The following is a 17,927-nucleotide window of genomic DNA, read 5'->3' on the forward strand; positions in this document are numbered from 1 at the left end:
ATGCCGCCCATTCGTTCCCTCCAGCCGCCGCCAGAGGAGTCCCTTCCTGCCTGGAGGCATTGCCGTGTCCGTCGTTCCGTTCCGTGTTGCCCCGATCCATTCGGGTCGCCGTCGTGCTGTTCCCGCGTTCTCTCCGTTGATGCAGGCGATGGCCTGCGTGCTGGGCCTTGCGCTGTCCGCCTCGGCGGTGCAGGCCGAAGAGGCGCCGGCGGGTGACGCACCTGCCAAGGACGGCGCACAGACCCTGCAGACCGTGCAGGTCACCGCCAACCAGCTCGGCACCGTGACCGAAGGCAGTGATTCCTATACGCCCGGCACGATCGCCACGGCTACCCGCCTGGTGCTCAGCCCGCGCCAGACGCCGCAGTCGATCAGCGTGATCACCCGGCAGGAAATGAACGACTTCGGCCTCAACGGCATCGATGACGTCATGAAAGTCACGCCCGGCGTGAGCATCGTCACCTACGACAGCGAGCGCACCGAGTACTACGCGCGCGGCTTCGCGGTGCAGAACTTCCAGTACGACGGCATCCCGATGGCGCGTGATTCGGCGTACTCGGCCGGCAACACGCTCAGCGACATGGCCATCTACGATCGTGTGGAAGTGCTCAAGGGGGCCACCGGCCTGCTGACCGGCATGGGCGACCCGGGCGCGACCATCAACCTGGTGCGCAAGAAGCCTACCCGGGAGCTGGCCGGCAGCGCCACGCTGGGTGTCGGTTCGTGGGACAGCTACCGCGCCGAGGTCGATGTCGGCGGGCCGCTGACTGAGAGTGGCCGCGTGCGCGGCCGCGTGGTCGGCGCCTATCAGGACAAGCATTCCAATGCCGACCACTACCAGCGCAGCAATGAGGTGTTCTACGGCATCCTCGAAGCCGACCTCGGCGAGAGCACGCTGCTGACCGTCGGTGCCGATCATCAGGACAGCGATCCGGAAGGCTCCAGTTGGGGCGGCATCCCGTTGCTGGACAGTGCAGGCAACTTCAACGACATGCCGCGCTCGTTCAACAACGGCGCGCGCTGGAGCCGCTGGGGCCAGTACGCCCGCACCGGCTTCGCCACGCTGGAGCACACCTTCGCCAATGACTGGGTCGCCAAGCTGCAGCTCAACCACCAGGTCAACGGCTATGACGCCTCGCTGGGCGCGGCGGCCGGTGGCAATCCGGATCCGGTGACCGGTGAAGGCGTGAGCATGTGGCTGGGCCAGTACATCGGCAAGACCACCAGCAACGCGGCCGATCTGTACGTCAGCGGCAAGTTCGAGTGGTTCGGCCGCCAGCACGAGCTGGTGGTCGGTGGCAGCGTGTCGCGCAAGCGCTGGATCAATAACGGCTACTCGCCGCAGCCGGGCTACGTGAGCAGCGTGGCCGACTATTACACCTGGACGGGTAATGTGCCCGAGCCGGACTGGCAGTGGGGCTACGGTGACAACCAGGTCACGCGCGAAAGCGGTGCCTATGTGGTGGGCCGTTTCGACCTCGCCGATCCGCTCAAGCTGATCGTCGGCAGCCGCATCGCCAACTATACATCTCCGGATACCGACGAGAGCGGCGTGGTCGTGCCATACGCCGGCCTGGTGTACGACCTCAACCGCAATGTCTCGGTGTTCGCCAGCTACAGCACCATCTTCAAACCGCAGGGCAACCAGGACGAGCAGGGTCGCGTGCTGGATCCGCTGGAAGGGCGCAGCTACGAAGCGGGCCTGAAGGCGGAGTTCTACGAGGGTCGCCTCAACGCCAGTGCGGCGGTGTTCCAGCTGGAGCAGGACAACTACGCCCAGCCGACCGGCGGCAGGACGCCCAGCGGCGGGATCGCCTATGAAGGCCTGATGGGCGTGCGCACCAAGGGCTATGAGCTGGAAGTGTCCGGTCAGCTTGCGCCGGGCTGGCAGATCCAGGGTGGCTACGCGCACAAGATCGCGCGGCAGCAGTCCACCAAGGTCTCCACGCTGGAACCGGAAGATCAGTTCAGCGTGCACACCAGCTACCGCCTCACCGGTGCGGCTGACGGCTGGAGCGTCGGCGGCGGCGCACGCTGGCAGGGCAGCACGTTCGGCACCATCACCAATCCGGCCACTGGCGGAAGCCAGATCCACCGCACCGAGCCCTACTGGCTGCTCGATGCCATGGCGCGTTACCAGTTCAACGACCAGCTCTCGGCGACGCTCAACGTCAACAACCTGCTGGACAAGCACTACTACACGATCTTCAGCTGGTACAGCACCTACACCTGGGGCGAGCCGCGCAACGTGCGGCTGACGCTGAACTACCGGTTCTGATCCACGCAACGAACGACACCCCGGGCAACCGGGGTGTCTGCGTTTGAGGCCGGGGGGTTACAGGGCCAGCTCGAACACGATGACTTCGGCGTCGTTGCCGTTCTCCAGCGTCAGCTGCGCCTCGTCGGTGACCTGCAACGCATCGCCGGTCTCCAGGGTGATGCCGTTGACCTGCAGCTGCCCGCGGGCCACCTGTACATAGGCGCCGCGACGCGGAGCCAGTGGCAGGTGGACGCGGTCGTCACCGTCCAGGATCGTGGCGTAGATATTGGCGTCCTGGTGGATCAGCAGCGAACCGTCACGGCCATCGCGCGAGGCGATCAGGCGCAGCTGGCCGCGCTTGGTCTCCGGGGCGAAGTGGGTTTCCTGGTAGCTCGGGGTGATGTTCTCCTGGTCGGGGAACAGCCAGATCTGCAGGAAGTGCACCGCCTCGTCGGCCGAGTGGTTGAACTCGCTGTGGCTGACGCCGCTGCCGGCGCTCATCCGCTGCACATCGCCGTAGCGCAGCACCGAACCGGTGCCCATCGAGTCCTTGTGCTCCAGCGCGCCGCCGAGCACGTAGGAGATGATCTCCATGTTGCTGTGGCTGTGTGTGCCGAAACCCTGGCCGCCCTGCACGCGGTCTTCGTTGATCACGCGCAGCGGTCCGAAGCTGGTGTAGCGCGGGTCGTAGTAATTGGCGAAGGAGAAGGTGTGCATGGAGTTCAGCCAGCCATGGTCGGCCTTGCCACGGGTGTTGCTCTTGCGGATCTGCAGCATGGTGAATCTCCTCGGTGTTCGATGGTTTCGATGGCGGTCCGGGCGGTCGCTGCCGTTCCCTTTCCTGTTGCGGCCAGTATCCGCTTGCTCCGGCGCGTTGAAAAACGGATAGTTTCGCTAGCCATCATCGAAAAATTCGAATGCTCAAGCTCAGCCTCGACGCCCTGCAGATCCTGGATGCCATCGACCGCCGCGGTTCGTTCGCCGCGGCCGGCAAGGCCCTGCACAAGGTGCCTTCGACCATCTCCTATACCGTCTCCAAGCTGGAAGAGGACCTGGGCGTGCAGCTGTTCGATCGGGTCGGCCCGCGCGCGCACCTGACCCCGGCCGGGGAAGCGTTGCTGGAGGAGGGGCGCCATCTGTTGCGGGCGGCGCGGGAGCTGGAGATGCGGGTGCGGCGGGTGGCCTCGGGATGGGAGGCCGAGCTGACCGTGGCGGTCGACTCGATGTTCGTGCCGGCGCTGCTGGCCGAGGACGTGCGCGCCTTCAATGCAGTGGCCGAACAGACCCGGATGCGGCTGATCAGTGAATCGCTGTCGGGCACCTGGGAGGCGCTGCTGGACCGCCGCGCGGACCTGCTGGTCGGCGCGGCGGGTGAGGGCCCCAGTGGCGGGGGCTACGTGGTCGAGCCGATGGGCGTGGTGCGTTTCGTGTTCGCGGTGGCGCCCTCGCATCCGCTGGCGGCCGCGCCCGAACCGCTGGGTCGTGAACAGTTGGCCGCCCACTGCGCGATCGCCGTGGCCGATTCGGCCCGGCGACTGCTGCCGCGCACGGTCGGGCTGCTGATGGGGCAGGAGACCGTCACCGTGCCGGACATGGTCAGCAAATTCCGCCTGCAGTGCGCCGGGCTGGGCTTCGGTTTCCTGCCCGAGCCCTACGTACAGCGGGCGGTGGCGCAGGGCCGGCTGGTGATCAAGCAGGTTGAAGAGCCCAAGCCGGACGAGACGTTCTGGCTGGCCTGGCGCACAGGCGAGGAGGGTGCAGCGCTGCGCTGGTGGCGCGAGCGCATGCAGCGGCCGGCGGTGCTGGCGGGCTGGTGGCCGACGATGGAGGGCTGGCTGGGGTAGCCAGCCGCCGGGGCCAACCTGAATCCTGGCCTCGCTGTCATCGGATGGTCATACGGATGCGATAGAGCGGCGCGGAGCGGATCGGTAACCTGCCCGACTCGATTGGTTTTTCCGACTCTGCCCATGAAGCGCTTGCTGCTGTTGCTGCTGGCCGGGGCTGGCCTGTGGCTGGCTGCCTGCTCCTCCTTGACCTCCACGGCTGCCTCGACCTCGTTGAGCGATCGGCTGATCGCGCCCGGTGGTGTGTCCACCCTGCTGGACATGCCGCGCATCGCCGACGCGGTGGACAGCGTCCCCAACCGGCATGGGCGGGTGACCGGCCGCGCGGGCGTGCCGATCTTCTGGCGGGCCTTCGACCCGGGCCAGTACGGGGTGCGCTATGAGTATCTGCCCCAGCAGCACGACAACGGCGAGCCGCTGCGCACCGGCATGGCGCTGGACCTGCCGCATCCGTTCCAGCCGCAGGCGCCGCGCGGCACGGTGGTGCTGCTGCACGGCTGGATGATGAACGGTGACGCGATGCTGCCGTGGTCGCTGCAATTGGCGCAGTCGGGCTACCGCGTGGTCACCATCGACCTGCGCAATCACGGTCATTCCGGCGCCGGCCCATCCGGTTACGGGACATTCGAATCGGATGACGTGGTCGATGTCATCGCTGCGCTGAAGGCACGCGGGGAGGTGGTCGGGCCGTTGTATCTGTTCGGCGTTTCCTACGGTGCGGCCACTGCGCTGTTCACCGCCGACAAGCTCGGCGACCAGGTCACCGGCGTGGTGGCGATGGAATCCTTCGCCAATGCCGGTGATGCGATCCGCAGCATGATCCCGCACCTGATGTCGCTGCAGCCGACCGCCTGGAAGGCGCAGGCCATGGCCGCCTATGGGCGCTGGCGCTACGGTGGGCAGGATATCGACCAGGTGATCGCCGCCGCCAGCCAGCGTCTGGATCTGGACCTGGACCGTGTCGATGTCACCCGCGCGCTGGCCGACAGCCGTACCTGCGTACTGCTGCTGCATGGCCAGGACGATCAGCATGTGCCGGTCGGGCAGGGCCGTCGTCTGGCTGCCGCCAGCCCGCGTGTGCACTACATCGAAATGCGTGGCGAAGACCACATCACCCTGCCGCTGCGCGTGGATCTGCTGGGCGGCGTGGTGGATGACTGGTTGGCCGATGACGCCCATGCCGGTGGCGACTGCCCGGCGCCGGAACTGCCGGGTGAAGCCGATCTGATGGCGATGCAGGCGGCGCAGGCGCACGCACCGCAGGGGTGACCTCCCGGTAGTGCCGGCCGCTGGCCGGCGCCACGCGATCGTCCAGCATCCATGAGAGCCGGCCAGCGGCCGGCACTACCTGGTGACAGCCAGCGCCAACGCAAAAAAAAACAGCAACCGAGGGTTGCTGTCTTCGTCTATGCAATGGTGCGCCCGGAGAGATTCGAACTCCCGACCGCCTGGTTCGTAGCCAGGTACTCTATCCAACTGAGCTACGGGCGCATTTGCATTGTCTGGTTGTGTGTCCTGCCGCGCGTGTTGCCACGTTCGACGGGAAGGCAAGCAGGCTTGCCGTTCGATGTAATGGTGCGCCCGGAGAGATTCGAACTCCCGACCGCCTGGTTCGTAGCCAGGTACTCTATCCAACTGAGCTACGGGCGCATTTACATCGAATTTTCATTACTGATACCGACGGCGAAATCGATACCCTGTTGATGGTGCGCCCGGAGAGATTCGAACTCCCGACCGCCTGGTTCGTAGCCAGGTACTCTATCCAACTGAGCTACGGGCGCGTCAACAGGAGCGGAATTATGCGGATCGGCGTCGCATTCGTCAACGGTTTTTGTGAAGGTCTTCATTCAAATGAACGAAGAAGCTGCTCCACCACGGCTTCCGGCGTTTTCATCCAGGCGAAGTGATCGGCACGCGCACCCAGCATCTGCGCACTGACTACGCTGAGCTGCGCACGCATGCCCGGCATCTTGGCCAGCAGGCCCTGCATCGAGCCCGTCGGTGCCAACCAGTCGTGGTCCATCACCACGGCGGTCGCCTGGCCGCGTAGTTCGCGCATCCCGGCCTCCAGATCGGTCGCCATGCCAGCGGCCGCGTAGTGGTTGTTGAGGCCCACGCGCGACCAGTCGCGGATCAGCCCGCGCGCCTCGGTGCCACCGAAGCCAAGCTTCCTGCCGTGCAGGACCCCTTGGCGCTGGGCCAACCAGGGCAGGAAGCGATACACCAGCGGCAGGGTCCAGCCACGCGGGGCCGGGAAGGTGCGCCAGTACGGCGTGCCGCTGGCGACCAGCCACACGCGGGCGAAGCGCTGCGGATGCAGCCCGGCGAAGCAGCAGGCCAGCTGACCGCCGAGACTGTGGCCGCCGATGATCAACGGTGTGTCAGCATCTCCGGGCACGTTTGCCAGGCTCGCTGGCAGGTCCTGCGCGAGGATTTCGCGATAGCCCCAGTCCTGCGTGCGCGACGGGCGCAGGCTGCTGCTGCCGTTGCCACGCCACTCGTGCAGGTACACCGCGATGCCACGCGCAGCGAGCGCCTCGGCGAACGGCAGGTAATGGCGCGCGGCCACGCCCAGCGCAGGCAGCCACAGCAGACGTGCGCGCGGCTGTGTGGGCACGCGCGCCAGCAGCTCGACGCGATGGCCATCGCCGGTCTGCACGGGCAGGGGCGAGGCGTCGATCACGCCGGGCGTGCCGCGCCGAAGTGGTCGATCACCAGTACCTCGCTGCGGCCCGGGTAATAACCGCTCTGCAGGCCACGCGCGACGTAGTCGATGGCCGCTTCGCAGGCATTGGGCAATGACAGCCCCTGGCACAGCTGTGCAGCGATCGCCGAGGCCAGCGTGCAGCCGGTGCCGTGCGCATCCACTGGCAGCCGGGTATGGATGAACTCTTCGCGGGTGACGCCGTCGAAGTAACGATCGATCACGCGGCTGCCTTCGTCCAGATGCCCGCCCTTGAGCAGTACCGCGCCGGCGCCCAGTTCAAGCAACGCGTCGGCGGCATCTTCGGCATCTTCGGCGGTGAGGATGCGGCGGCCGAGCAGCAGTTCGGCTTCGGGTGTGTTGGGCGTCAGCAGCGTGGCCAGCGGGATCAGGCGCGTGCGCATCGCCTCCAGTGCGCTGGCTTCGAGCAGCCTGGCGCCGCTGGTGGCGACCATCACCGGATCCAGCACCACGTGGGGTGGGCGGTGCTTTTCCAGCGCGTCGGCCACCAGTGCGATCACCTCGGCGTTGGCCAGCATGCCCAGCTTCACCGCATGGATATCGAAATCGGCGAAGCAGGCATCGACCTGCGCCTGCAGGAAGTCCAGCGGCGGCACGTGCACGGCGGTAACGCCGCGGGTGTTCTGCGCGGTCAGCGCGGCGATCGCGGACAGGCCATGCACGCGATGGGCGGCAAAGGCCTTCAGATCGGCCTGGATGCCGGCGCCACCGCCGGAATCGGAGCCGGCGATGGTCAGGGCGGAAACGGGGCTGGAGGGCGTCATACGCCGATTGTGCAATGTTTGTCGCGGCAGTGCTGCCGCGCCGTCAGCGCGACCGCAGCAGTGCACACTGCCGGTACAGCACGTAGCCCAGCCCGGTGCCGCCGGTCAGCAGCGCGGGGGCGAGCAGGGCGTCGTAGCCGAAGCGCAGGAACAGCAGGGCGCCGATCACGCCGCCAGCCAGGAAGCCGCTGACGATCAAGCCGCTCAGGGTCAGCCGTCGGATCGGCAGTGGCAGCCCGCGCAGCAGGTGGCCCAGGCCGATCCCCAGGTCGGTGAACATGCCGCTGAGGTGGGTGGTGCGCACCACGGCGCCACTGAAGGTGGTGGCCATTGCGTTCTGCAGGCCGCAGGCCATCGCCGCGGCCAGTGCGCCCCAGATCTGCTGCTGTTTGAACAGCGGAATCGCGACCAGCAGCAACAGCGATTCCAGCGCCAGCACCACGCCATAGCGACGGCCCAGCTGCAGGCCGCTGTCCTGGATGATCACGCCGCTGAGCGTCGCGCCCACGCAGAACGCGATCAGCAGTCCCCACAGGTGCCCGACCACGCGCCAGTCGCGCTGGGCCAGGGCCATCCCGAGCTGGCTGGTGGTGCCGGTCATGTGGCTGACCGCCTGGTGTTCGAAGCCCAGGAAGCCGACCACGTTGACCATCCCGGCCACGCAGGACAGGGCGATCGCCCCGATCCAGACCCAGGTGGGCAGCCGGATGCTCATCCGGCGTGCGCGGTGATGGTCACGGCACGATCAACGACCCGCGGGCGGGCCGTTGAACTGCACATCCGAAAAACCGCCGCTGGCCGGATCGAACACCGCGCCCCAGAACTGCGCGCCGCCATCGCAGACCCGGATCGCATCGCGCGCGGGATCGATGTCGGCATCGTCAGGCAGATGGAAGGCGTTGAGGTAGATCAGCTTGCGCGCGTTCATCTCGATGCCGACGTACTGGCGATCGAAATCGGCGGCCTTGGGCACCTGCGCCTCCAGCGTCGGCAAGGCGGCTTCGAGCTGCTCGACATCCTTGCGGCTGGGCGCCCAGTAACCGGTGACCCGTCCGGCCTCGCGGCCGGGACTGTCGCGCGAGCAGGTATCGAGGACCTGGGCGGCGACGATCGGTCGCGTCACCACCCAGGACTGGCCGGTCTTGATCGCGGTCGGGACGCTGGCGCCCGGCCGCGTATTGGCAGGCGTGCAGGCCGCCGCCAGCGCAGCAAGCGCCAGCGGCAGGACGGCACGGGACAGGGAACGGCTCACAACACCTCCGAAGCGTAATCGGCCAGGCGCGAACGCTCGCCACGGCGCAGTGTGATGTGCGCACTGTGCGGCCAGTTCTTGAAGCGGTCCACCGCGTAGGTCAGCCCCGAGGTGGTCTCGGTCAGGTAGGGGGTGTCGATCTGTTCGACGTTGCCCAGGCAGACGATCTTGGTGCCCGGGCCGGCACGGGTGATCAGGGTTTTCATCTGCTTGGGGGTGAGATTCTGCGCTTCATCCAGGATCAGATAACGCGACAGGAAGGTGCGGCCACGCATGAAGTTCAGCGAGCGGATCTTGATCCGGCTGGCGATCAGGTCGTTGGTGGCTGCACGCCCCCACGCGCCGCCTTCCTGGGTATGCGTGAGCACTTCCAGGTTGTCGGTCAGCGCGCCCATCCACGGCGTCATCTTTTCTTCTTCGGTACCGGGCAGGAAGCCGATGTCCTCGCCAACGCTGACCGTCGCACGGGTCATGATGATCTCGCGGTAGCGCTGCTGGTCCATGGTCTGGGCCAGGCCGGCGGCCAGCGCGAGCAGCGTCTTGCCGGTGCCGGCGGTGCCGAGCAGGGTGACGAAATCGATCTCCGGGTCCATCAACGCATTGAGCGCGAAGTTCTGCTCGCGGTTGCGCGCGCTGATGCCCCACACCGCGTGGCTGCCGTGGCGGAAATCGTTGACCAGCGACAGGGTGATCTTGTCGCCGTCCACCTTGGCCACGCGCAGTTCGACTTCGTCGTCGCCCGGCAGGTAGGCGTACTGGTTGGGGTGCCAGTTCTCGTCTTCGCTGGCGATGATTTCGTAACTGGTGCGGCCCTTGTCGCTCCAGCTGCGCAGGCTGTCGGTGTGCTTTTTCCAGAAGTCTTCCGGCAGCTCGGTGGCGCCGGTGTAGAGCAGGCTGAAATCGTCCAGCGCGCGGTCGTTCTCGTAATCCTCGGAGACGATGCCGGCAATCGCCGCCTTGATCCGCAGGTTGATGTCCTTGGACACGAACACCACCGGAATCTCCGGCACCTGTTCCTTCAGCGCCAGGATCGCGCCGAGGATGGCGTTGTCCGGAATCACCGCGCCGAAGCTCTTGCCCGCATCGAAATGACTGGTCTGGAAACGCAGCAGGCCCACGCTCTGCTTGCCGCGCAGCTGCAGCCCGTTGGGACGCTGCAGCGGGATGCCATCGGCCAGGTTGTCCAGGCCCGAGGCCTGCACCAGCTCATTGAGGAAGCGGCTGACCTGGCGCGCATTGCGGCTCGCCTCGGTGGTGCCCTTCTTGCCGTTGTCCAGCTCTTCGATCACCTGCATCGGCAGGTAGACATCATGCTCCTCGAACTTGAACAGCGCGGTCGGATCGTGCATCAGCACGTTGGTATCCAGTACGTAGATGCGCTTGCCTCGGGTCATCGTCAATTCCTGGTGGCAGAACAGGGACAAGCCATCACGACCTGCGGGGCAGGGTGATGGCCATTGGGGGTGCCGGGTTGATCACTGGGTTTTCGCGGCCTTCAGGGCTTCAAGGACGGTGTCTGCGTGGCCGGCCACTTTGACCTTGCGCCACACCTGCACGATACGACTGTCCGGCGAAATGAGGAAGGTGCTGCGCTCGATGCCACGCACCTGCTTGCCGTACATGTTCTTCAGCTTGATCACGTCGAACGCGGTGCACAGCGCTTCATCGCCATCGCTGATCAGCGGAAAGGCGAAGCCCTGCTTGGCGCAGAAATTGTCGTGGGATTTGACCGAATCGCGGGAGACGCCGAAGACGCGGGCGCCGGCCTGGGTGAACTGCGGGAGCAGTGCGTTGAAATCGATGCCCTCGGTGGTGCAGCCCGGGGTGCTGTCCTTGGGGTAGAAGTACAGCACCAGCCACTGGCCGGCCAGATCGCCGAGGGTGGTGGTCTCGCCGCCGGACAACGCCAGCGGCAGTGCGAGGGTGGTGCTGTCCAGGGTGTCGCCGTCGTTCATGGGTTCCTTTCCGGATCCTGGGGTAGATCTACTACAACTGCATGAAACCCCGCGCGCCTGTGACGAACGCGCGAAACATCAGAATTTCATCGGGTCCATGATCGCATCGAGGTTCAGGTGATCGCAGAACTCGAGGAAATCATCGCGCAGCGCGGCAATGTGCATGTTCGCCGGCACTCCGATCGTGACCTGCGCGGAGAACATTTCCGCACCGGTCTGCATCGCGCGGTAACGCGTGCTCTGCAGGTTTTCGATGGTGATGCCCTGGCGGTCGAAGAAATCGGCCAGCTGGAACAGGATCCCCGGCTTGTCGGCCGCGATCACTTCCACGATGTAGGGCAGCAGGTTGGATTGGGCCTGCTTGGCACCGGTGCGGTACCAGACCAGCTTCAGGCCTTCCTCACGCTCCAGCCGGGTCAGCATCGCTTCCAGCTTGGCCACCGAGTCCCACGAGCCGGTGGCCAGGGCGGTGACGGACACGTCGCGACCGACCGTGGCCAGGCGGGCATCGACCAGATTGCAGCCACTGTCGGCGATACGCCGGGTCACAGGCAGCAGGGGGGACTCCGGATGCGTCGTATAGGCGTTGATCAGGAGGTGGTTTTCGGTCGGCGCAGGCCGCGGCGTGGTGTCGGTCAAGATGGTTCCGGGTGATGCAAGGTGAGTCTGAACGGCCGGACGACGGCACGTTCGCCGGAGTCCAGCATACTTGCCCGCGCTTTCGACCCGCAAGTAACATGCAACGTACATCTGGCCGGCGTTTACGCAGGCGGGGTGCCCCCTTTCTTCCGAGCACGATGTCCTTGTCCCTTTCCGGTCTCATCACCGCGCTGGCGACGCCCTTCCAGGCGAACGGCGCATTGGATCCCGACGGTTGGCAGCGCCTGCTGCACCTGCAACTGGAGGGTGGTGTTCACGGGGTGGTGGTGGCCGGTTCGACCGGTGAAGCCGCGGCCCTGTCCGACGACGAATACGATCAGCTGCTGCGCAGTGCGGTCAAAACCGTCGCCGGGCGCATCCCGGTGCTGGCCGGGACCGGCCTGTCGGGGACGGCCAAAACCATCGAACAGACCCGTCGTGCGGCCGCCAACGGCGCGACCCATGCGCTGGTGGTGACCCCGCCGTACGTGCGTCCGACCCAGGCCGGCCTGATCGCGCATTACCGCGCGGTGGCCGACCAGGGCGGCCTGCCGGTCATCCTGTACAACGTGCCCGGCCGCACCGGCTGCGACATGCTGCCCGAGACCGTGGCCGAACTGGCCCGGCACCCGAACATCGTGGGCATCAAGGAGGCGGTCGGCGATGTGGGCCGCGTCAACGCCCTGCTGGCGCTGCGTTCGCCGGACTTCGCCATCCTCAGCGGTGACGATGGTACGGCCGCGCGCTCGATCCTGTCCGGCGTGGATGGCCTGATCTCGGTGGGCTCCAACGCCCTGCCGGGCGCGTATCGCCGGATGTGCGACCTGGCGGCGGCCGGTGAGCGCGAGGCGACCGAGGCGTGGGATGCGCGCCTGGAACCGTTCCATGAATTCTGCGGCGTGGAGTCCAATCCGATTCCGGTGAAGGACCTGCTGCGCCGGATCGGCATTGGTGACGGCCTGCGCCTGCCGCTGCTGCCCTTGTCTGCGGCCCATCACGCCGCTGCCGAACACCTGGCCACCGATATCGGTGCGCTGGAAGCACTATCCAACCACTGATCACAGTGGTCACTCAGGAGATTCCCATGCGTCAATCCGTTTCCGCCTTCCGCGTGCTGTCCTTCGCGATCCTGGCCACCGCCACCCTCGTCGGCACCACCGGTTGCTTCAAGCGTGGCGCCAAGGGCGACTATGCCCTGGCCCCGGAAGTGCGTCCGCTGGAAGTGCCGCCGGATCTGAACGTCCCGGCTGGCCAGGCCGCTGCCACCGCCGCCGTCGCCAGTTCGACGCTGGCCTCGCAGGCCGCGCGTCCGGCCCCGGCCGCGAATCCGGCCGCCGCCAACAACGCCGGCTTCACCGTGCCGGGCACCAAGGACGAGGTGTTCGCCAAGGTCGGCACCGCCCTGGAGACTGTTGAAGGCGTGAAGATCGCCAGCAAGGCCCAGCTGCTGGGTTCCTACGACGTGGCCTTCGAAGGCAGCGACTTCCTGGTCCGCGTGGTTGCCGTCGATGCGGGCGCCTACGTCTCGGCCGTGGATCCGCGTGGCATGCCGGCCACCGCCGCCGCCCCGACCAAGCTGCTGGGTGAGCTGAAGGCGAAGCTGGCCCCGTAACCGGGACGGGTCAGAGAAACGAAAAGGGCGCCCTCGGCGCCCTTTTTCGTTGCTGCCAGAGCCGGGAGGCTCAGCGTTCCAGAAGCTTCAGCTTGTCCGGTTTGCCGTCCCATTCGCCGGCATCGGCGGGCGGGTCCTTGCGCACGGTGAGCACCGGCCAGGCCTGGGCCAGCTCGGCGTTCAGGGCGACGAATGCTTCCTGCCCGGCGGGCACGTCGTCTTCGGGGAAGATCGCGTTGACCGGGCACTCCGGTTCGCACAGGGTGCAGTCGATGCATTCATCCGGGTCGATCACCAGGAAGTTGGGGCCTTCGTGGAAGCAATCCACGGGGCACACTTCCACGCAATCGGTGTGTTTGCACTTGATGCAGTTTTCGGTGACGACGAAAGGCATGGGGAAATCCGGCGTTAAGCCGCGTAATTCTAGAACAGGTTGTGCCTGAATGCTGGGGCGATGCGCTCAGCCAAGCAGGCCGCGCTGCTGCGCAAGGCGGTACAGGCCCCGTGCTGCAAGGTTTTCAGGGGCATTCACCGGGGTGATGCCGAGCAGCTGGAGGGCGTGGCCATAGCGCGCCGTCAGCGCGGCACTGCCCGCCAGGTGGACCTTGGCGCTGGTATCGGCGAGCGCACGGATTTCATGGCCGAGCAGCACCCCGGAGAGGTAAGAAGGCGCTGCGAGGGCGGGCAACCGTTCAAACAGGCCCAGCGCACGCACGCCGAACAGATGGTGCAGCAGGCCCCCGGCGTCCCCGCTGCGCTGCACGCCCTGCGCGAAGGCGGTGGCGTCGAAGGTGTCGCTGTCGTCCATCAGGCGGCCAAGCAGGCTGTGCTGGCGCAGCAGGGCGAACAGCTCGCCGGTCATGGCGGTCGCAAAACCGGTGATCGCTCCATCGTGCAGCATTGCCCACTTGCTGTGGGTACCAGGCAGGCAGACCTGCGCCGCGCCGGCACCGGCGTCCAGACCGACCAACTGCGTCTCTTCGCCGCGCATCACATCCGGCGTTTCGCCAGCACCTTGGACGGCCGCGCCCGGCACGAACCAGATATCGCGGCCGGGCAGCCGTTCGTCGTGATGCAGGTGCAGGGCCGCAGCGAGATCGGCGAGTCTGGCCGGGCAGGGCAGGTAGGCCTGCTCGATCCAACCGCTGCGGCTGCCGATCATGCCGCTGAGCAGGATCGTACGGTCCGGCCAGCCATCCATCAGCTCGGCCAGCACGTCGGCGAAGTTGCCCTCGCAGTGCAGGATGCCGCGCCCGCTGGTGCGTTGCTCGATGATCGCGCCGGCATCATCCAGCCAATAGCCGCGCAGGCTGCTGCTGCCCCAGTCGACCGCGATCATCCGCGGATCCGGCTCTCGGGAAGGCCCGGCTGCGCCTGTCGTGCGCTGAACAGGCTGCCGGCGTGCGTGCTTGCCGCCAGTTCCTCCGGCGTGTGGTCCAGCCGTGAGCTGATCACATACAGCGTGCGCAGATCGCTGCCGCCAAACGCGACGCAGGTGGGGTGTTTGACCGGTACCGGCTGCACCTGCAGCAGCGTGCCATCGGGTGCATAGCAGCTCACCTGGCGTGCGCGCCATTGCGCGTTCCAGACCCGTCCAGCGGCATCCACGGCCGAGCCATCGGGTTCGGCGGCGGTATTGGCCAGCGCGGTGAATTCGCGCACGTTGGTGGTGCTGGCCTGCTCGGGGTCGTAATCGCAGGCCATGATCCGCGGCGATACCGAGTCGCACCAGTACATCGTGCGGCCATCGAGGCTGAAGCTGATCGCGTTGGAAATCACGATGCCCGGCAGTGGCAGCTCGCGCAGGCCATGGCGGGTGGAGTACTGGTAGAAGCGGCCATCGGCAGCGCGTCCGGGGTGCTCGTTCATGGTGCCGAACACGAAGTTGCCGTCGCGGTCGGCGCGGCCATCGTTGCTGCGCGTGTACGCGTTGAGCGGATCCACGTCGGCCAGCCACTGCAGCGCCAGGGTATCGTCTGTGGCGGTGGCCAGATCGGCGCGGTGCAGTGAACTCACCAGCGCCACCAGCAGCGTGCCATCCTCGAACAGGCCGATGCAGCCGGGCCGATCGGGAAGATTCCAGTGCCTCGTGGTGCCACGCTCGGGATGGTGTTCCCACAGCCGGCGTTCGGCGATGTCGATCCACAGCACGCTCTGCCGCTGTTCGCACCAGAGCACGCCTTCGCCATGGGTGCAGCGGCTGTCCACCGCCAGCGTGGCCGCGGCCAGTTCAACGCTCATCGCGGCTCACCACTCGGCAACGGAGCCGTCGGCGTGGCGCCAGACAGGGTTGCGCCAGTCAGGCGGATTCTCATGGGCATGGCGCAGGCGCTCCTCGTCGATTTCCACGCCCAGCCCGGGTTTGGGCAGGGCGGCGATGCTGCCATGGTCGCAGTGGAAGTCGTCCTTGTTCAACACGTAATCGAGCAGATCGGCGCCCTGGTTGTAGTGGATGCCGATGCTCTGTTCCTGCAGCACCGCGTTGTGCGAGACGAAATCCAGCTGCAGGCAGGCGGCGAGCGCGACCGGGCCGAGCGGGCAGTGCGGTGCGAGCGCGACATCGTAGGCCTCGGCCATCGCGGCGATCTTCAGGCACTCGGTGAGGCCGCCGGCATGCGACAGATCCGGCTGCAGCAGCGACAGCCCCCCGTTGGCGAGCACCTGCTTGAATTCGAAGCGCGAGTACATGCGCTCACCGGCCGCCAGCGGAATCGAGGTGGCCGCGGCCAGGCGCGGGTAGTACTCGGCCTGTTCGGGCAGCACCGGCTCTTCCACGAACAAGGGCCGGTAGGGCTCCAGCTCCTTGAGCAGCACACGTGCCATCGGCGCGCCGACCCGGCCGTGGAAATCCACGCCGAAATCGATGCTGTCGCCGAACGCATCGCGCAGCGCGGCCACCTTGGCGATGGCGGCATCCACGCGGCGTGGGCTGTCCAGCAGCTGCATTTCTTCGGTGCCGTTGAACTTGAACGTATCAAAGCCGAGTTCGCGGTAGCGATGCACCTGCTCGACCAGATCGGCCGGGCGGTCGCCGCCGACCCAGCGGTAGGTCTTCATGCGGTCGCGCACCAGACCGCCGAGCAACTGGTACACCGGCACGCCGAGCGCTTTGCCCTTGATGTCCCACAGTGCCTGGTCGATCCCGGCGATGGCACTCATCAGGATCGCGCCGCCGCGGTAGAAGCTGCCGCGATACATCGTCTGCCACAGGTCGTTGATCCGGGTCGGGTCCTGCCCGATCAGATACTCCGACAGTTCATGCACGGCCGCGTCCACGGTGCGCGCGCGGCCCTCGATGACCGGCTCGCCCCAGCCGGTGATGCCCTCGTCGGTCTCGATCTTCAGGAACAGCCAGCGCGGTGCGGCGTGATAGGTAACCAGTCGGGTGATCTTCATCCGTGCGTAGTCCGGTAGGCCTGGAGGAACGCCTGGGCCTGCTCGCGGGTACGCTGCAGCGGCTGGGCGGGTTGATAGAGATCACCCCCGATGCCGGCACCGACCGCACCGGCGGCGAGGTAGCTGGCGAGGGAATCCGGGGTCACGCCGCCGACCACGTACAACGGCAGCTCGCGCGGCAGCACCGAGCGCAGGGCGCGCACGTGGCCCGGACCATAAGTGGCGGCGGGGAACAGCTTGAGCATCTGCGCGCCGGCGTCGATCGCGTCGATCGCTTCGCTGGCGGTGGCGAATCCGGCCATCACCTGCAGGCCGCGATCCACCGCGTGGCGGATCAGTGCGGGCCGGGTGTTGGGGGTGACGATGAAGCGCGCACCGATCTCCACCAGGGCATCCACCTGCTGCTCGCGCAACACCGTGCCGCCGCCGATCCAGGCGCGCGCACCGAAGGCCTGCTGCGCGCGGGCGATGCTGTCTTCCCAGCGCGGCGAATTCAGCGGCACTTCGATTGCATCGAAGCCGGTCTCCACCAGCGCGCCGACATGGGCGAGGGTGTCATCGGGGGTGATGCCGCGCAGGATCGCGACGAGGGGCAGTTGGAAGATCGGGGCGCTCATGATCACTCGTGGTAAAGCTGGGAACGGCCACCGTCGATCAGGATGTCGGTGGCATTGATGAAGCGGGCTTCGTCGCTGGCCAGGAACAGCGCGGTATGCGCCACTTCGCTGGGCTCACCGATACGCTTGCAGGGCAGCAGCTGCTCCTGCGCGTGGCGCGTGGCGGCCGGATCGGCGCTGTTGGCGAACCAGGCCTCGATCCGGGGGACCAGGATCAGCCCGGGCGAAATCGAGTTCACCCGGATGCCCTGCGCGGCGTACTCGATGCCGAGTGCTTTGCTCAGCCCGATCAGGCCATGCTTGGCGACCGGGTAGGGGAAGGCATGCGGGATGATCCGGTGGCCATGCACCGAGGCGATGTTGACGATGGAACCGGCCTGCTGCGCCAGCATCGCCGGCAGCACCGCCCGGCACACGTTCCAGGCGCCCTTGAGATTGAGATCCAGGCAGCGTTCCCACTGCGCATCTTCCAGCTGCAGCGGGTCGGCGAAGACATCGGCGCCGGCGTTGTTGACCAGCACATCCACGCGGCCATGCTCGGCGCGAACGTCCTCCACCAGGGCGCGCACCGCGGCCGCATCGGTGATGTCTGCCAGGCGATGGTCGATCCGTGCATCCGGGGCGAGCGGTGGGTTCAGATCCAGCCCGATCACCCGGGCGCCATGCGCGGCGAACAGCGCAGCGGTGGCCGCGCCGATGCCGCTGGCCGCGCCGGTGACCAGCGCGATCTTGTCCTGCAGTCGTTTACTCATCGAACAGTGTGTCCAGGGACGGAGCCAACGGCAGACGGTACGGCAAAGCGGATGCGGACAAAGCAGGCTCCAGAAATCGGCGGGCGCGGGGGGCGCTGGCGGGCTGGCAGC

General features: G+C 66.9%; 19 protein-coding genes and 3 tRNA genes. 5 read left to right on the plus strand and 17 right to left on the minus strand.

Going from position 1 to position 17,927, the window contains the following annotated elements; all coding sequences use genetic code 11:
* Positions 1 to 139: 139 nt before the first annotated feature.
* On the plus strand, positions 140 to 2,278 hold the full coding sequence (locus ACWV8V_RS03395) for a TonB-dependent siderophore receptor (protein WP_455899601.1): 2,139 nt from the start codon (positions 140 to 142) through the stop codon (positions 2,276 to 2,278).
* A gap of 57 nt (positions 2,279 to 2,335) precedes the next feature.
* Here ACWV8V_RS03395 and ACWV8V_RS03400 read toward each other — a convergent pair whose 3' ends face one another.
* A complete protein-coding gene (locus tag ACWV8V_RS03400) occupies positions 2,336 to 3,037 on the minus strand; it encodes a pirin family protein (RefSeq protein WP_455898939.1) in 702 nt (233 codons plus the stop codon).
* Positions 3,038 to 3,177: 140 nt separating this feature from the next.
* On the opposite strand from ACWV8V_RS03400, the gene ACWV8V_RS03405 reads away from it, so the two are divergent.
* Entirely contained in the window at positions 3,178 to 4,104 is a 927-nt protein-coding gene (locus tag ACWV8V_RS03405; RefSeq protein WP_455898940.1) for a LysR family transcriptional regulator, read from the plus strand.
* Positions 4,105 to 4,227: 123 nt separating this feature from the next.
* Complete coding sequence (locus tag ACWV8V_RS03410; RefSeq protein ID WP_455898941.1) at positions 4,228 to 5,373, plus strand: alpha/beta fold hydrolase; 1,146 nt, start codon at positions 4,228 to 4,230, stop codon at positions 5,371 to 5,373.
* A 145-nt stretch (positions 5,374 to 5,518) separates the two neighbouring features.
* Here ACWV8V_RS03410 and ACWV8V_RS03415 read toward each other — a convergent pair.
* The 10 genes from ACWV8V_RS03415 to ACWV8V_RS03460 form a co-directional block, all read right to left on the minus strand.
* Positions 5,519 to 5,595, minus strand: a tRNA-Arg gene (locus ACWV8V_RS03415).
* 82 nt (positions 5,596 to 5,677) lie between these two features.
* Positions 5,678 to 5,754 (minus strand) — tRNA-Arg (locus ACWV8V_RS03420).
* Between the two features lie 54 nt (positions 5,755 to 5,808).
* Positions 5,809 to 5,885 (minus strand) — tRNA-Arg (locus ACWV8V_RS03425).
* Positions 5,886 to 5,947: 62 nt separating this feature from the next.
* A complete protein-coding gene (locus ACWV8V_RS03430) occupies positions 5,948 to 6,787 on the minus strand; it encodes an alpha/beta hydrolase family protein (protein WP_455898942.1) in 840 nt (279 codons plus the stop codon).
* The gene (thiD, locus tag ACWV8V_RS03435) at positions 6,784 to 7,593 is read right to left on the minus strand and encodes a bifunctional hydroxymethylpyrimidine kinase/phosphomethylpyrimidine kinase (protein WP_455898943.1); all 810 of its coding nucleotides are present in this window, start codon (positions 7,591 to 7,593) and stop codon (positions 6,784 to 6,786) included. The genes ACWV8V_RS03430 and thiD overlap by 4 nt, the downstream gene beginning before the upstream one ends.
* Before the next feature lie 43 nt (positions 7,594 to 7,636).
* Complete coding sequence (locus tag ACWV8V_RS03440) at positions 7,637 to 8,308, minus strand: YoaK family protein (RefSeq protein WP_346467502.1); 672 nt, start codon at positions 8,306 to 8,308, stop codon at positions 7,637 to 7,639.
* Between the two features lie 30 nt (positions 8,309 to 8,338).
* Entirely contained in the window at positions 8,339 to 8,845 is a 507-nt protein-coding gene (locus ACWV8V_RS03445) for a hypothetical protein (RefSeq protein WP_429000535.1), read from the minus strand.
* On the minus strand, positions 8,842 to 10,239 hold the full coding sequence (locus tag ACWV8V_RS03450; RefSeq protein ID WP_259260310.1) for a PhoH family protein: 1,398 nt from the start codon (positions 10,237 to 10,239) through the stop codon (positions 8,842 to 8,844). The genes ACWV8V_RS03445 and ACWV8V_RS03450 overlap by 4 nt, the downstream gene beginning before the upstream one ends.
* 81 nt (positions 10,240 to 10,320) lie before the next feature.
* Positions 10,321 to 10,800, minus strand: a complete 480-nt coding sequence (locus ACWV8V_RS03455; RefSeq protein WP_265310072.1) for a peroxiredoxin — start codon at positions 10,798 to 10,800, stop codon at positions 10,321 to 10,323.
* A 78-nt stretch (positions 10,801 to 10,878) separates the two neighbouring features.
* The gene (locus ACWV8V_RS03460; protein ID WP_019183297.1) at positions 10,879 to 11,439 is read right to left on the minus strand and encodes a glycine cleavage system protein R; all 561 of its coding nucleotides are present in this window, start codon (positions 11,437 to 11,439) and stop codon (positions 10,879 to 10,881) included.
* A gap of 164 nt (positions 11,440 to 11,603) precedes the next feature.
* On the opposite strand from ACWV8V_RS03460, the gene dapA reads away from it, so the two are divergent.
* Together dapA and ACWV8V_RS03470 are read left to right on the plus strand one after the other, a co-directional pair.
* Positions 11,604 to 12,497 (plus strand): 4-hydroxy-tetrahydrodipicolinate synthase, encoded by an 894-nt coding sequence (gene dapA / locus ACWV8V_RS03465; RefSeq protein WP_123729709.1) that lies wholly within the window; start codon positions 11,604 to 11,606, stop codon positions 12,495 to 12,497.
* Positions 12,498 to 12,523: 26 nt separating this feature from the next.
* On the plus strand, positions 12,524 to 13,051 hold the full coding sequence (locus ACWV8V_RS03470; protein ID WP_455898944.1) for a hypothetical protein: 528 nt from the start codon (positions 12,524 to 12,526) through the stop codon (positions 13,049 to 13,051).
* 70 nt (positions 13,052 to 13,121) lie between these two features.
* Here ACWV8V_RS03470 and fdxA read toward each other — a convergent pair whose 3' ends face one another.
* From fdxA to ACWV8V_RS03500, 6 genes are all read right to left on the minus strand, one after another.
* A complete protein-coding gene (gene fdxA / locus ACWV8V_RS03475) occupies positions 13,122 to 13,445 on the minus strand; it encodes a ferredoxin FdxA (RefSeq protein WP_123728932.1) in 324 nt (107 codons plus the stop codon).
* 66 nt (positions 13,446 to 13,511) lie between these two features.
* The gene (locus ACWV8V_RS03480) at positions 13,512 to 14,390 is read right to left on the minus strand and encodes a 2-dehydro-3-deoxygalactonokinase (RefSeq protein WP_455898945.1); all 879 of its coding nucleotides are present in this window, start codon (positions 14,388 to 14,390) and stop codon (positions 13,512 to 13,514) included.
* Positions 14,387 to 15,292, minus strand: coding sequence for an SMP-30/gluconolactonase/LRE family protein (locus tag ACWV8V_RS03485; protein WP_455898946.1), 906 nt, complete (start codon positions 15,290 to 15,292; stop codon positions 14,387 to 14,389). The genes ACWV8V_RS03480 and ACWV8V_RS03485 overlap by 4 nt, the downstream gene beginning before the upstream one ends.
* A 6-nt stretch (positions 15,293 to 15,298) precedes the next feature.
* Entirely contained in the window at positions 15,299 to 16,447 is a 1,149-nt protein-coding gene (gene dgoD, locus ACWV8V_RS03490) for a galactonate dehydratase (RefSeq protein ID WP_123728935.1), read from the minus strand.
* Complete coding sequence (locus tag ACWV8V_RS03495; RefSeq protein WP_455898947.1) at positions 16,444 to 17,064, minus strand: 2-dehydro-3-deoxy-6-phosphogalactonate aldolase; 621 nt, start codon at positions 17,062 to 17,064, stop codon at positions 16,444 to 16,446. The genes dgoD and ACWV8V_RS03495 overlap by 4 nt, the downstream gene beginning before the upstream one ends.
* 2 nt (positions 17,065 to 17,066) lie before the next feature.
* Positions 17,067 to 17,816 (minus strand): SDR family oxidoreductase, encoded by a 750-nt coding sequence (locus ACWV8V_RS03500; RefSeq protein ID WP_455898948.1) that lies wholly within the window; start codon positions 17,814 to 17,816, stop codon positions 17,067 to 17,069.
* Positions 17,817 to 17,927 lie beyond the last annotated feature (111 nt).

The organism is Stenotrophomonas sp. Ker107b (assembly GCF_053847245.1).